Annotated in this window: 15 protein-coding genes and 1 tRNA gene; 7 read left to right on the top strand and 9 right to left on the bottom strand. The window is 70.2% G+C overall.

The window, feature by feature from the left end:
* Positions 1–126: 126 nt before the first annotated feature.
* The 3 genes from AB0I04_RS10260 to AB0I04_RS10270 form a co-directional block, all read right to left on the bottom strand.
* Positions 127–1347, bottom strand: a complete 1221-nt coding sequence (locus AB0I04_RS10260) for an alpha/beta hydrolase (protein ID WP_360881781.1) — start codon at positions 1345–1347, stop codon at positions 127–129.
* 417 nt (positions 1348–1764) lie between these two features.
* Positions 1765–2277: a DUF664 domain-containing protein gene (locus AB0I04_RS10265; RefSeq protein ID WP_360881783.1), complete on the bottom strand. Its 513-nt coding sequence runs from the start codon at positions 2275–2277 to the stop codon at positions 1765–1767.
* Complete coding sequence (locus tag AB0I04_RS10270) at positions 2274–3197, bottom strand: methyltransferase domain-containing protein (protein WP_360881785.1); 924 nt, start codon at positions 3195–3197, stop codon at positions 2274–2276. The genes AB0I04_RS10265 and AB0I04_RS10270 overlap by 4 nt, the downstream gene beginning before the upstream one ends.
* 82 nt (positions 3198–3279) lie before the next feature.
* Between AB0I04_RS10270 and AB0I04_RS10275 the strand changes: the two genes are divergently transcribed.
* The 4 genes from AB0I04_RS10275 to AB0I04_RS10290 all read left to right on the top strand — a co-directional run bounded on the left by AB0I04_RS10275 (position 3280) and on the right by AB0I04_RS10290 (position 6844).
* The gene (locus AB0I04_RS10275) at positions 3280–4245 is read left to right on the top strand and encodes an aldo/keto reductase (protein ID WP_360881787.1); all 966 of its coding nucleotides are present in this window, start codon (positions 3280–3282) and stop codon (positions 4243–4245) included.
* 400 nt (positions 4246–4645) lie between these two features.
* Positions 4646–5134 carry a sigma-70 family RNA polymerase sigma factor gene (locus tag AB0I04_RS10280; protein ID WP_360882397.1) on the top strand — a complete coding sequence of 163 codons (489 nt, stop codon included), beginning with the start codon at positions 4646–4648 and terminating at the stop codon, positions 5132–5134.
* Positions 5131–5976 (top strand): hypothetical protein, encoded by an 846-nt coding sequence (locus AB0I04_RS10285; protein WP_360881789.1) that lies wholly within the window; start codon positions 5131–5133, stop codon positions 5974–5976. The genes AB0I04_RS10280 and AB0I04_RS10285 overlap by 4 nt, the downstream gene beginning before the upstream one ends.
* Before the next feature lie 175 nt (positions 5977–6151).
* Complete coding sequence (locus tag AB0I04_RS10290) at positions 6152–6844, top strand: zf-HC2 domain-containing protein (RefSeq protein ID WP_360881791.1); 693 nt, start codon at positions 6152–6154, stop codon at positions 6842–6844.
* 93 nt (positions 6845–6937) lie between these two features.
* Here the strand turns inward: AB0I04_RS10290 and AB0I04_RS10295 are convergent, their stop codons facing one another.
* Entirely contained in the window at positions 6938–7402 is a 465-nt protein-coding gene (locus AB0I04_RS10295; protein WP_360881793.1) for a hypothetical protein, read from the bottom strand.
* A 158-nt stretch (positions 7403–7560) separates the two neighbouring features.
* On the opposite strand from AB0I04_RS10295, the gene AB0I04_RS10300 reads away from it, so the two are divergent.
* Together AB0I04_RS10300 and AB0I04_RS10305 are read left to right on the top strand one after the other, a co-directional pair.
* Entirely contained in the window at positions 7561–8583 is a 1023-nt protein-coding gene (locus AB0I04_RS10300) for a CHRD domain-containing protein (protein WP_360881795.1), read from the top strand.
* 125 nt (positions 8584–8708) lie between these two features.
* Positions 8709–9008 carry a hypothetical protein gene (locus AB0I04_RS10305; protein WP_360881797.1) on the top strand — a complete coding sequence of 100 codons (300 nt, stop codon included), beginning with the start codon at positions 8709–8711 and terminating at the stop codon, positions 9006–9008.
* A gap of 173 nt (positions 9009–9181) precedes the next feature.
* On the opposite strand, the gene AB0I04_RS10310 is transcribed toward AB0I04_RS10305, so the two are convergent.
* Together AB0I04_RS10310 and AB0I04_RS10315 are read right to left on the bottom strand one after the other, a co-directional pair.
* Entirely contained in the window at positions 9182–9394 is a 213-nt protein-coding gene (locus AB0I04_RS10310) for a DUF1737 domain-containing protein (protein ID WP_360881799.1), read from the bottom strand.
* 762 nt (positions 9395–10156) lie between these two features.
* Entirely contained in the window at positions 10157–10789 is a 633-nt protein-coding gene (locus AB0I04_RS10315) for a hypothetical protein (RefSeq protein WP_360881801.1), read from the bottom strand.
* A gap of 99 nt (positions 10790–10888) precedes the next feature.
* Between AB0I04_RS10315 and AB0I04_RS10320 the strand changes: the two genes are divergently transcribed.
* Positions 10889–11095 carry a hypothetical protein gene (locus tag AB0I04_RS10320; protein ID WP_360881803.1) on the top strand — a complete coding sequence of 69 codons (207 nt, stop codon included), beginning with the start codon at positions 10889–10891 and terminating at the stop codon, positions 11093–11095.
* Positions 11096–11298: 203 nt separating this feature from the next.
* Here AB0I04_RS10320 and AB0I04_RS10325 read toward each other — a convergent pair.
* From AB0I04_RS10325 to AB0I04_RS10335, 3 genes are all read right to left on the bottom strand, one after another.
* Positions 11299–11388, bottom strand: a tRNA-Ser gene (locus AB0I04_RS10325).
* A 233-nt stretch (positions 11389–11621) separates the two neighbouring features.
* A complete protein-coding gene (locus AB0I04_RS10330; protein ID WP_360881805.1) occupies positions 11622–13238 on the bottom strand; it encodes a fatty acid--CoA ligase in 1617 nt (538 codons plus the stop codon).
* 110 nt (positions 13239–13348) lie between these two features.
* Positions 13349–13852, bottom strand: coding sequence for a SigE family RNA polymerase sigma factor (locus AB0I04_RS10335; RefSeq protein WP_360881807.1), 504 nt, complete (start codon positions 13850–13852; stop codon positions 13349–13351).
* Positions 13853–13895: the final 43 nt, after the last annotated feature.

Here is a 13895-nt window from a genome sequence, read left to right on the forward strand (position 1 = left end):
ACCAGTGCGTGGCATCGCCGGGGGTCTCCTCCAGCGTCGCGACCACCACCTCTTCCACCTGGTCAAGGGTGATCGAGGGTGGCCGGCCCGGCCGGAACTTAGCCGACGAATTTCAGGCGCATGACACTAGGACTGGAAGAGTACTTCCGGATTGTTCGGCGAGGGGCCGTCCAGCAGCGGACTGTGGATCTTCTTCAGCGTCTGGTCGAAGAACGCTGTCACGTACTCGCGGGTGATCACCACCCCGCGTTCCGGGGAGAGGGGCGGCGTCGGGAACCCGGCCTCCTCCAGAAGCAGGTCCAGGTCGCTGAAGCTGAAGTGGTCGGCGCCGGCGACCGTCAGCCACTTCTTGTAGCCGCCGAGGGCGGCCCAGGCCTGCTCCCACACGGTGTAGTCGTCGCCGCCGGGCGCGTGGTTGACGGCCGCACCCAGCATGAGGAACGGCCGGTTGATCTGGCCGGGCGTCGGGGCCGGGTGGAAGGTGCCGTCCATGTTCACTCCGGCCCGTACTCGCGGGTCGGCGATCATCGTGGCGGCGGCCGCCGCTCCGCCGAGGGAGTGTCCGGCCATGCCGATCTTGTGCTTGTCGATGAGGTGTGCCAGGCGCCACGCGGTATTGCCATGCGTCAACTGGTCGATCACGAAGGACACGTCCAGCGCGCGGCTGGCGGCGACGGAGTCGAAGTCGAGCGCCGGGTCATCGCAGATCGCGCACGGCGGCGTCTGGCCGTTCGCCAGCGTCTCGCCGCTGTCCTCGTAGGTGTGGCCGACGAGCGCGACGACGTAGCCGTGACTGGCCAGGTCGGTCGCGAGCGAGGTGAGCACCATGCGCGGGTCCTCGTACGCGGGTGAGAGGACCACCAGCGGATGCTTGCCGCTCCGCGGCCGCGCGCCGTCGAAGGCGTGAGTGGTGACGCTGGAAAGGTTCTGTGGGGTGACGCCGGAGCTCGCCGGCACCTTCGAGTGCTGGATGACTCCGGCTGCCTCGGCGAGGGTCATGTAAGGGGCCGGAGTCCCGGTCCCGGGGACGGCCGGGTAGACCATCGTGACGGTCAGTTGGCGGGGGCCGGATGACGGCACCCACGGGTCGGGACGGCTCGCGTCGGTGAGGTGGATGACGTCCTCGCCGGCGGCGTAGGGGCCGGTCGGCGCGGGGAGCGTGCCTTGGAAGGACCGCGTGGGCGCGGTGGCCGTGGCCGTGGCCGTGGCCGGTGCGGTGTCGAACGCGTGCGTGGCCACCGGTGTGGCCGACGGTGTGGTCGTGGCGGCGAATCCGGCGCCGGTTCCGGTGACGAGGGCGGCGAGCGCCAGCACCGCGACAGTGCTGATACGGCGATTGCGTTTCACGGGATCGACGCTAGGTTCCGCAGCTCCGTATCGAATCGGCCCATGGATGTAAACATTCTGGTGTCGTTCGTAGCCCCCGCGAGGTACCGGAGGCATCCGCCGGGAGTATGTCGTGCGGTCCTGCCGCCCCGCCAGCTCGCCGTCCTCATCTTGCGCGACGTCCTCGGATTCCAGATTCGACCTCGTTCCGACACAAGCCAACGGTCAGCCGGCGTTCGGCTCCTACCTACGCGACCCGACCGGCATCCGCCACGGGACCGGCCTGTTCGTCCTCACCCTCACCGGCGACCGGATCTGCGCCATGACCCGCTTCGAGAACAGCGTGCTCCCATCGTTCGGGCTCACCCGATCGCTCCCTCGCCTCCGGGAGCCGGGATAGGGCTCAGCGACTCCGCAGGGCGCTGCGGAGGCCGCCGGTCAGCGGCTCCGCAGCAGGGCGCCGCGGACGAAGGCCGCCTGCCCGGCGTGCTGCAGATCGTCGGCGATGACGCTGACCAGCCGTACGCCCAGGGTGACCGGCGGGTCCCAGGAGCGGTCGACGATCCGGGTGAGGTCGTCGTCGCTCAGGGAGCCGACGTACTCGATGGTCTGCTGGTACACGGCGTCGTGGTAGCCCGTCAGCAGCTCCGCCGACTCGACGCGGACCGCCGCCACCTGGTCGGGCGCGTGGCCGTATCCGGTGTCCGACACGTCGAAGGGCAGGCCGAACCGCTCGGCCCAGCCCTTGGACGTCCACGCCTGTGCCGTGCCGGCGGCGTCCGCCAGGTGGTCGTCCTGGACACGGGTGAGGTGCCACGTCAGCCAGGCGATGGAGTTCGCGTCGGGGTCGACGCGGAAGGCCAGTTCGTCGGGGCCGAGACTGTCGACGGCCCGGTGCACGGCATCCCGGATCCGGCCGAACGCGTCGGTGAGCAGGTTCGCAGTCGTCACCGGGACGACCCTACCCGGGATGATCCAGGAGTCACCGGCCCGGGACTCGGGCTCTCCGGGCGGCGGCCCCACGCGGAGATCATCGGCGCGGTGGCGAGATCGACGTGACCGGCGGCGATGGCGGCGAGATGCTCATCGATCTCCGCCGCGGTGGCGTGGCCGTGGGCGATGAGCTGGTCGCGAAGCTGCCTGACGGTCGCGGCCTCGAGCACTCCGCACGCGGGCGAGGTCATCGGGAAGTACGCGTCGGCTCGTACATCCTCCAGACCCGCCGTTCGGAGCAGCCGGGGCAGCATGCGCCCGTAGCCCAGGTCGGCGCCGCGCGCGGCCAGCAGTCGGCGGAAGCCCGCCCGGATCCGGTTGGCCAGTCGCTGAGGGGCGTCGTGCTCGTCGGGGCAGGCGAGCGGTTGCAGCGCCGGATCGGCGTCCTCGATGAGGAGCACGCCGCCGGGACGCAGGCTGCGGACCATCGAGCGCAGTGCCCTGTCGCGGTCGGGGAGGTGGACGAGGACCAGGCGGGCGTGGACCAGGTCGAAGGTCTCCGCGGGCGGCTCGTCGCGGGCGACGTCGTGCGCACGTATCTCCACGGCAGGGGCGTTTCCTGCTTGACCAACCCACCCCGGCCGACCTCCCGGCCTTTCCCGATCAACCCACCCCGGCCCATCTCCCGGCGCGTCCCGCAGCCACGAGACGTCGATGTCGGTCGCCAGGACCCGGCCGCGCTCGCCGACGCGGTGGGCCAGCCACTGGGGCACCGACGGCCCGCCCGCCCCCACCTCCCAGCAGCTCCAGGCCGGGGCCACGCCGATGTCGTCGAAGTGGCGGAACGTCCACGGATCGAACAGCTCCGCCAGCGCGTCGAACCGGACCCCGGCCTCGGCTCGCCGGTTGTCCAACAGGTACCCGTCCTCCTGGTCCATGGGTCGATGATGCCGCTCGATCTCCGCTCCCGACACCCGGCCACCACATCCCGCGGCGAAGTGCTCACATAGGCTCACAGCCATGTCCGATATGGCTTACCGCCCGCTGGGCGACTCCGGTCTCATGGTCTCCGTCGTCGGTCTCGGCTGTAACAACCTAGGCCGGGCCAAAACCCGTACGCAGACCGTCGAAGGCAGCCAGGAGGTCATCGACGCCGCACTCGACGCCGGGATCACCCTGTTCGACGTGGCCGACATCTACGGCGGTGAACCCGGCCTGTCCGAGGAGATCCTCGGCCGCTGCCTCGCGGGCCGCCGCGACGACGTGATCGTCGCGACGAAGTTCGGTATGGACATGCGCGGCGCCAACGGCCCCGACTTCGGCGCGCGCGGCTCCCGCCGCTACATCCGCAAGGCGGTCGAGGCGTCGCTGCGGCGGCTCGGCACCGACCACATCGACCTTTACCAGTACCACGTACCGGACGACGTGACCCCGATCGAGGAGACCCTCGCCGCCCTCGACGAGCTCGTCCGCGAAGGCAAGGTCCGCTACATCGGCTCCTCGAACTTCGCCGGCTGGCAGGTCGTGGAGGCCGAGTACACCGCCCGCGCCGGGGGCGGTGCGCGGTTCATCAGCGCGCAGAACTACTACAACCTGATGCACCGCGGCCCCGAGGCCGAGCTCCTCCCGGCCTGCCAGGCGTACGGCGTCGGATTCCTGCCCTACTTCCCACTCGCGAACGGCCTGCTCACTGGGAAGTACCGGCGGGACGAGCAGCCACCGGCCGGTACGCGGATCGGCGACAGCAAGCGTTCGGTCCACGCCGACGCCGACTGGGACACCATCGAGGCGATCCGCGGCTTCGCCGACCAGCGCGGCCTGTCGATGCTCCAGGTCGCCATCGGCGGCCTCGCCGCCCAGCCCACCGTCGCCTCCGTGATCGCCGGCGCAACAGCTCCCGACCAGGTCCGTACCAACGTCGAGGCCGGAAACTGGACACCGGAACCGAGTGACCTCGACACTCTCGACGAGATCACCCGTCCCTGATCCCTAGGTTCAGACCGACCCGAATCGGTTGAACCCTGCCGAGGGTCACGCGCGTACTTCCTGCCGACAGTGGACCCGGAAGGCAGGAATCGTCATGACTCGACGGCCCATGGCCGCACAGGCAGGAGTGGTACGGCCATGGGCCGGCCGGGCAGGGGTCGAACCGTCGGGGGCGGGGCGGCCGGGATCGTCCCGGCCGCCTCTGGTCCGGGCACTGGCGTGGCATGGGCGCGGGCCATGCCCCGCCGGACCGTACGGTCCGTGACGGGGAGATCCGACGATGCGCCAGCCGATTTCGCCCTCCCCGCACCCGGTCCCCGATGACTCTGACCGTCCACGCGGGCTGCGGGCCTGGACCCGGCGGGCCCGGCCGGTCACCGAACCGGCCGACGACCTCGTCATCGCCGAGCTCTACCGCGAGTACCACCGCCCGCTGCTGTCCTTCGTGCTCCGGCTGGTCGGCGGCGACCGTTCGTGGGCCGAGGACGTGGTCCAGGAGACGATGATCCGCGCCTGGAACTCGATCGACCGGCTCGACGTGGACGGCGACTCGCTGATGCCGTGGCTGGCGACGGTCGCGCGCCGGATCGTCATCGACGACCGGCGCCGCAGGGCGGCACGACCGAGTGAGGCGGGGGAGGGACCGCTGGAGACGCTGCAGGTCGGTGACGGGATGGAGGAGCTGCTGCGATCGGTGGTCGTCAGCGAGGCGCTCAAGGCCCTGTCGCCGGCCCACCGGGAGATCCTCACCGAGACCATCCTGCGGGACCGCAGCGTGAACGAGGCGGCCGAGGTCCTCGGCATCCCCGTCGGCACGGTCAAGTCACGCACGTACTACGCCTTGCGGGCGCTCAAGCTGGCGTTGGAGGAGAGGGGGCTGCGGGCATGACCGTCGACATTCGGCACACCGACGTCGCCGCCTACGCTCTCGGCCTGCTCGAGGAGTCCGACCGGCGCGCCTTCGCCACCCATCTGGCGTCCTGCGCCCTGTGCACGGAGGAGCTGCGTGATTTCGGCGGCATGGCCACGCTGCTGCGCGAGGCCGAGCCGGCCGACGACGGCCGCACGGAGGACGACGGCCGCACGGAGGACGACGGCCGCACGGAGGACGACGGCCGCACGGAGGACGACGGCCGCACGGAGGAGGGCGGCCGTACGGAGGAGGGCGGCCGTACGGAGGATGGCGGCCGTACGGAGGATGGCGGTGAACCGGAGGGCCGCCTGGTTGAGATGTTGTGTCATCGCCGGACGGCCGCGCGGCGCCGCCACCGGCGAATCGCGGCACTCGGCGCCGCCGCCGCGATCGCGCTGGTCGCGGGTGGCGCCACGGTCGGCGCCGCCACCGCCGGCCAGGGGCGGACCGCCGTTCACGCTGAGGATCACCAGAACATGGCGGCCGACCTGCTCGCGTCGGGCGAGACCCATTCGGCCGCCGACGCCGGGACCGGGGTGAGGGGGACGGTCGCCACGGAGACCAAGGGCTGGGGTACCAACGTCGCGTTGGACCTGGCCGGTGTCCGCGGCCCGCTGACCTGCCGGCTGGTGGCGGTGACGCGCACCGGGGACCGCCATGTGGTGACGGAATGGGCCGTTCCGCCGCGAGGCTACGGCGTCCCCGGCGCCCCGGAACACCTGCGGGTCCATGGGGGCACCGCCGTCGCCCGCACCGACCTCGCCCGCTTCGACGTCGTCGCGAAGGACGGGCGGACGCTGCTCGCCCTCCGCCTGTGACGTGTGCTGGGCGCCCTTCGTCCATGACAGGTGCTGGGCGCCCTCCGCCTGTGACAAGTGCTGGGCGTCCTTCGTCCGTGACCGGCACTGGGTGTCCGGCCCATCCACGGATACGGTGAGGGGCAGGGTCGATGACGTGCTCCGGGTGTCGTGCCGCATAGACGGGGGTGGCCAGATGAGCGTCGAGCACACCGACGTCGGCGCGTACGTGCTCGGCCTCCTCGAGGAGGACGATCGCCGCGCGTTCGAGGAGCATCTCGCCGGGTGCGCGTCCTGTGGTTCGGAGGTCGAGAGCCTCGGCGGCATGCGAACCCTGCTCACGGGGATCGCCCCGGTCGACGGCGCGCCCGATGCGTCACCGGAGGGCGTCGCCGACCTGCTGAGCCGTCGGCGCCAGGCCGCGCGCCACCGCGGGCGCGGCACTCTCCTCATCGGGGTGGCCGCGGGAGCGGTCATCGTCGCGGGCGGTGTCACGATCGGTGTGGCCCTCACGAATCCGGCGGCACCGGCGCACCATCACGGCAGTCCGGCGGCGGACCTGCTGGCCGGCGGCGAACGCCACTCCGCGACCGACCCGGTCACCCACGCGAGCGGGACGGTGGCGACCGACGGCCGGCCGTGGGGTACGCAGGTGGCGCTGGACCTGGCCGGCGTCCGGGGACCGCTGACCTGCCGGCTGGTGGCCGTGACGCGCTCCGGACAGCGGAGCGTGGTGACGGAATGGGCGGTCCCGCCGAAGGGATATGGCGTTCCGGGCGCCCCCGCGCATCTTCAGGTGCATGGCGGAACCTCCGCTCAGCGTTCGCAGATCGCCCGTTTCGAGGTATCGATCGAAAATGGCGGAACGCTACTGCGGATACCGGTCTGACCGAACCACCCATATCGCAGAGAACGCGAAAAAGCCGGGCTGATATACCCGGCTTTCGCGGCGATCGATACGAGCTGTACCCCGCCCCCGTCGCTATTGCGCGGTCTTGACCAGCTTTCCGTTGGCGCCCACGGCGAACCAGACGCCGTCCACGCCCTGCCCGTCGACGTCTCCGGCGTTCATGTCCCCGGCGTAGTAGTAGAGCGGCCAGGCGCCGTACGTGGCCTGCGTCGTGCCCTCCGCGCGGCGGGTCTGGCCGAGAAGTGCGCTGTTCGCGCCGCTCACGGCGGTCACCGCGCTCCGGCTCGTCAGCGCCGGCCAGGTGGCGACGCAGTCCGCGGTGCAGCTACTGCCGCCGTTCTTGTCTCTGGCAAACGCGTAGAGGGTCCGCCCTTTCCGGTCGGTCAGAATCGGGCCGAGACTGGACTGGCTTACCTTGACGCTCGCCGCCGAATCACCCGAGGCAGCGGAGTGGTGCGGGGCTTCGGTTCCACCGCCGCCGCACGCGGCGAGACCGAGGACGAGTGCGGTACCGAGGACGGCGAATCGTGCGCGCATGAGAACTGCTCCCTGACGTAGCCGAGATCTGCGTGTCGGCATGCGGTACGCACGCGGAGCCGGGGAGGGTTCAATGCGAAAAAAATTGTTCCTCGTTGAACCGGGCGGCCGATGGCCGACGTACTCCCGGGCGAATCAGCGAAACGGAGAGTGGAAAAATGCGCATTCGTACCGTCACCGTCCCGGCCATGGCACTCGCCCTCGGCGCGCTCGGCACCACCGCCGCCCGGGCCGACTCCGGAAACCCCGCCGCGTACGGTTCGCCGTCCGCCCAGACACCCGGGCCGTCCATGCCCGGGATGCCGGGCATGAACATGCCGAGCACAGCGAGCAGCGCCCCGGACTCTCAACCCGACCTGAACGCCGCGATCGCGCGGGCCCGTCAGAAGCCGGTGTTCCTGGCCGCCCGGCTGTCCGGGCGCAATGAGGTCCCGGTGGCCGGAAAGCCGGCCGTCGGCGACCCGGACGGCAGCGCGACCGGCGTCGTACGGGTCCAGGGCGACCGGATCACCTTCGCCTTCAGCTGGAAGAACATCGGCGCCCCGACGCTCGGCCACATCCATCAGGGCGTCGCCGGAACGAACGGCGATGTGAAGGTGCCGCTGTTCACGAGCCCGATGCCGGACACCGCAGACGCCGCCGCCGGTGCCGTCACCGTCACCGACCCGGCCGTCGCGGACGGCCTCCGTACCAACCCGTCGGGCTTCTACCTGAACCTGCACAGCAAGGAGTTCCCAGGCGGCGCCGTACGCGGCCAGCTCACTCCCCTGAACCGCTCGGCCGACCTGCTGTCCCTGCTCAAGGGCGGCGGAGCACGCGCCTTCCTCGCAGGCGACCAGGAGGTGCCGGTCGCGGGCGGCCCGAAGGTCGGCGACCCCGACGGGCGCGCCGTCGCGTTCATCCGGCCGCAGGGAAACCGGGTCGGCTACTCCTTCGCCTGGCTCGGGGTCAACCCGACCCTCGGCCACATCCACAAGGGCGCGTTCGGCGTCAACGGCCCGGTCGTCGTCCCGCTGTTCACCACGCCTGTTCCCAGCGCCGTATTCGCGATCTCCGGCACCGCCACCGGGATCGACCCGGCCGTGGTCGGCGAGATCCGCGCCAACCCGTCCGCGTTCTACGCCAACCTGCACAGCGCCGAGTTCCCCGGCGGCGCCGTACGCGGCCAGCTCTTCTCCTGACGACCCCCCAGCGGCCGAGCGCCCGGAGGAGGCCCCTCCGGGCGCTCTCACACGTGATCTTGCGAGTCGCCCCTTCCGGCTCCTAGCCTTCGAAGATCATCAGCGATACGACGGAATGGAAGCCGATGTCGAGACGAAGGGCGACGGTCGTGGGTGGCCTGCTGCTGGCCGCCGCACTGAGCACCGCGACGTTCTCCCCTGCGAACGCCGCGGTCGCGAAGGAGACCGTCTCCACTCAGACGACCAAATGTCAGCAGTGGACCATTGAGGGCAAGAAGTGGCTCTCCGCGGTCAGGAAGCCCACCAAGTCGACGAACTGGCGGACAGTGCGGCGACGCATCGTCGCCGAACGGGTGCACTGGCAGGGAACGGCGCGCGTGCGGGCAGACCGCATCGTGCATGCTCTGGACCGTTACTGCCACTGATCACATCGAGACACCGCCGAGCGCCCGGAGGCAGGCCCGCCGGGCGCTCGCGCATGTTCGCAGGGCCCGCCACCGCCTACCAGGGCTGGTATCTCAAATGACGCGTCGGTGATACGCGGCGGCGTCACGCCGGACGGACGCCGCCCTGGGGGGTGAGCCTGGCCGGCTCCGTCTCAGCCGGCGCCATCCAGGGAATCGCGCGTGTTCCGGCCTGGCCGGAAGACCAATGCCTGAGCGGCGATCACCCGCTGCCCGTCGAAGGTCACAGCAGGCGAACCATGGAGTTCGTAGCCTTGCGCGAGGGCCTCGCTGACCCTCTTGCAGAACTCTGCGTCATCCGGTCCGGTGAGGAGTCGATAAGGGAGCGGCTGGTCAGCATCGATCATGCGGAGCAGGTTAACCATTCCCCCCAGCAGTCCGTCACCCTGGGCCTTCCTAGGCCTCCCGGTCACCAGGACGCCACCATACGTCACCGTATGGCATCATTCACCAGAAGTCGGTCGACCGAACTTTGATGCCCCGTCATGTACGGGGACGGTGCCGTGGGATCGCAGTCCGAACAGGCGGTCGGAAGCGTGGGAGAACCAGAGCACGCAGGCTCGAAGTCGAGGAAGATCTGCCCCTGAGTGACCGGCCGGACCTGACGACCGTACGAGGTCGGCTCTTCCCGTGACGCGGTCACTCCCGCTGAGGGCCCGGAGCATCCCCGCTCCGGGCCCTCGGTGCCACGGAGACGATCAAGGGCCTTCCCCCGTCATCGACTGGGGAAGGCCTTTGATCATGGAGCGGAGGCTCGGGGATTTGAATGAACCCCGGATGGGCGGTAAACCCAAACCGCATAAGCAGTTAGTCCAACGACCTTCCGCCGTTCATCGCCAAGGTCCGTCGACGTCTGCGTCTGCACAGGTGAGCAGGCGTATCTCGAAACGTCGGCGGACCTTGGCGTACAACAACGACTGTTATTTGATCTCAGCCACAAATGAGACCAGTTCTGGGACCACCAACGTGTCTGGCAGAGATCGCCTGGGCCTACTCATTCCCTTCCAGACGGCCGCGGACCCGGACGCGGTCGACCTGTGTGTTCGACGAGTGCGCCACACGCACAGCGTCGACCCGCGGATCCGTCCGGGAGTCTGCAGCACCGCTGCTCATTGCTCGCGCCCCTTGTGGGTCTTCGTGGCTTTGCCGGACGGGGTCGTGCAGGGCGCCTCGCCGGTCGCGCCGCAGCGCGGGCACGCGGCGGGCGCCGTGGCCGGCTCGGCGGCTGGTTCCGTGATCAGCTCGGTGACCGGTTCCGTCGCCGGTTCCGTGACCGGCTCGGCGGCCGGTTCGGTCGCCGGTTCCGTGACCGGCTCGGCGGCCGGCTCGGCGGCCGGTTCGGGCACCGGCGTCTCGTCGGCCGTGGACACCGCGATCCTCTTGTCATCGCGGTTCTGCTCGTGCGTTGCGCGGTCGCGCTGTGCCGGGGCGGGGTCGGCCGCTCCGTCGAGCGGGTTGCCGGTCGAGCGAGGGTCGCTTCCCTTTTTCTCTCGGATGTACGTCTTGACGCGGTCGATGATCTTCACGGTTGGGGGGCTCCTTAGCGTCGGGTACCGGGCCGCGTGGGCAGGCTGGACACGGTCTCGGATCGCGTCGGTGCGCTCGGCGTCGACCTGGTCGCGCTCCTCGAAGGTCATCAGATCGTAGGGCAGGCCGCGGCCGTACTCGCCAATGAGGAGCCCCTCGTTGGTGTCATCGTGCTGACGCGGAAGGAGTCCGCCCGGGTCACCGGGTCTGCTCACGACAAAGGCCCCATCGGTGCGTGGCGGATCCGAGGGGGCGTCGCAACCCCCCTGACCAGGGAATGTGATGGCTTCCGACGTGACAAGGTCGGCCACAACGTGGCACAGCTCATCGACGCGCCCGTGGCCGACGAACACGAGATCGAACCGTTAACGCGTGAGGAAGTGCGCCGCATCCTCGATGCCGCCAAGGGACATCGCAACGCCGCACGCTGGTCCGTCGCCCTCGTCCTCGGCATCCGCCAGGGCAAGGCGCTCGGCCTCCGCTGGTCAATCGAGCAAGGCGTCCACGTCCGCGTCGTCTAAGAGATCCTGGGCCACGCACGCGTCACCACGACGGCGCGCTACACCCACGTGGCCGCCGCCCAGGTCCAGGACACGGGCAACCGGCTGGCCGCCGCTCTATGGGGCGAGGAATAGCAACTGGAACTGCAACTGGAGCCGTTCGGACGCCAGAGACGATCAAGGGCCTTCCCCGTCATCGACTGGGGAAGGCCCTGATCATGGGGCGGAGGCTCGGGGATTTGAACCCCGGATGGGCGGTAAACCCAAACCGCATTAGCAGTGCGGCGCCATAGACCGGACTAGGCGAAGCCTCCTCGGTGGCCACCAGGCCGCACACAGAGTACCGGGCATCAGGCCCTACCGGCAAAGCGATTGGCTCCGCCCGTCCGAGCAGCCGCCCGGCGGACCGAGCCGGCCCCCGACGTCGCCGTTGTCACCCTGCCGCCGGTGTTGCCGGTTTGCCGTCGGCGTTGACGGCAGACTGTACGTTTTGGCCGGTCCGGGACGGCAACAGCGGCGGCAGGGACAGCGGGCCTGGCCCACCGGCCTACTCGGCCTCGATCACCTCCAAGGCGCCCTCGGCGTACATCTGGCGGAGGGTGCGTTTGGAGAACTTGCCGACCGAGGTCTTCGGGACGGCGGCGATGAAGGACCAGCGCTCGGGGAGCTGCCACTTCGGCACGCGTTCGGCGAGGAACGCGCGGAGGTCGCCGGCGGAGGCGGCGGCGCCTTCTCGGAGGACGACCGAGGCGAGCGGGCGTTCTTGCCACTTGGGGTCCGGGACGCCGATGACGGCGGCCTCGATGACGTCGGGGTGGCCCATGAGGTGGTTCTCCAGCTCCACCGACGATATCCACTCGCCGCCGGACTTTATGACGTCCTTGGCGCGGTCGGTGAGGACGAGGTAGCCGTCGGGGGAGATGGTGCCGACGTCGCCGGTGCGAAGCCAGCCGTCGTGGAACTTCGCGGGGTCCTCGTCCTTGTAGTACGAACCGGTGATCCAGGCGCCGCGGATCTCGATCTCGCCGACGGAGGTGCCGTCGGAGGGCAGGACCGTGTCGCCGTCGCCGACGACGCGGACCTCGAGGCCGCTGATGATGCGGCCCTGGGTGGTGCGGTAGCGCCAGGGGTCGGGGGAGGCGGGCGGCGGGTGTGCCACCGAGGCGAGCGGCGAGGTCTCGGTCATCCCCCACGCCTGCACGATCCGAACGCCGAGGTCCTCGAACGCCCGCATCATCGACTCGGGGACGGCCGAACCGCCGCACGGTACGAGGCGGAGGGAACTGAGGTCGGCGTCGGTCTCCCGGGCGTGGCGGAGGACCTCGTTCCAGATCGTCGGCACCGCTCCGGAGACCGTCGGGCGCTCGTCCTCGATGAGGCGGACGAGGGGCTCGGGCTGCAGGAACCGGTCGGGCATGACGAGCGACGCGCCGGCCATGAGGGCGGCGTACGGGAGGCCCCAGGCGTTGGCGTGGAACATCGGTACGACGGGGAGGACCCGGTCCGTGCTGGACAGCGCGAAGGCGTTGCCGGTGCACGCCGCCATCGAGTGGAGGAAGGCGGTGCGGTGGGAGTAGACGACGCCTTTGGGGTTGCCGGTGGTGCCGCTGGTGTAGCACATGGCGGCGGCCTGGCGTTCGTCGATCTCCGGCCAGTCGAACGTGTCGGGTTCGGCGGCGAGCAGCGCCTCGTACGAGTGGAGTTCCTTGCCGGCGGCCTCCAGCGGCGTCGGGTCGGCCTCGCCGACGACGATCACGTGCCGGACGGTCTTCATCCGCGGCAGTATCGGGGCGAGGAGGGGGACGAGCGTGCCGTCCACGATGACGACGTCGTCCTCGGCGTGGTCGGCGATGTAGACGACCTGGTCGGCGGCGAGCCGGATGTTGAGCGTGTGCAGGACCGCGCCCATCGACGGGACGGCGAGGTACGCCTCGAGGTGTTCGGTGTTGTTCCACTGGAAGGTGGCGACCCGCTGGTCGCCGTGGACGCCGAGGCGACGCAGGGCGTTCGCCAGGCGGGCGGCGCGACGGCCGAGTTCGGCGTACGAGGTGTGCCGCACGCCGTCACCGGTGAAGGTCGCGACCTCCGCGTCGCCGAACACCTGGGTGCCGTATCGCATGATCGAGGAGATGGTCAGCGGATAGTCCTGCATCGTGCTCCACACGGCGCCTCCCGCGTTCGAGGGTGTGAACCGGATTCTGGTCCCCTACGTGCGCCGTTGTCAGCACCCCAGGCCCGTCGAGTACGGCGAACACCGCCTCACGTACGGCCCTGTCAGTCGAGGGAGGCGAACTCCTCGTCGGCGTCCTCGCGGAGCTTGGCCATGGCCCGTGAGACGGTGCTCTTGACCGTCCCGACGCTGACGCCGAGCGCGTCGGCGATCTCGGCCTCGGTGAGGTCGTCGAAGTAGCGCATCCTGATGTACGTGCGCTGGCGGGCGGGCAGGCGGTCCAGCAGGCGTTCGAGGGCGTCGCGCAGTTCGCTGCGGTCGGTGTGGTCGGCGACGGGCGTGTCGGGCATCTCGTCCGTCGGGTACTCCTCGAGCCGGCGCCGTCGCCACCAGGAGATGTTGATGTTCACCATGGCCCGGCGTACGTAGCCGTCGAGGGCAGTGCGGTCCTTGATCCGGTCCCAGGCGAGGTAGGTCTTGGCCAGGGCGGCCTGCAGCAGGTCCTCCGCCTCCGTACGGTCGGCGGTGAGGAGGAGGGCGGCGCGCAGGAGCGTGGGTCGCCGTGCCGCGACGAAGTCGCGGAACTCATCGTGCGATGCTGCGCCCACTTCACCGCCTGGCAGATCGGTGCGTTCTTATCGACACCATGCC

Origin of the sequence: Actinoallomurus sp. NPDC050550, assembly GCF_040655075.1 — a bacterium.
Classification (GTDB): domain Bacteria; phylum Actinomycetota; class Actinomycetes; order Streptosporangiales; family Streptosporangiaceae; genus Actinoallomurus.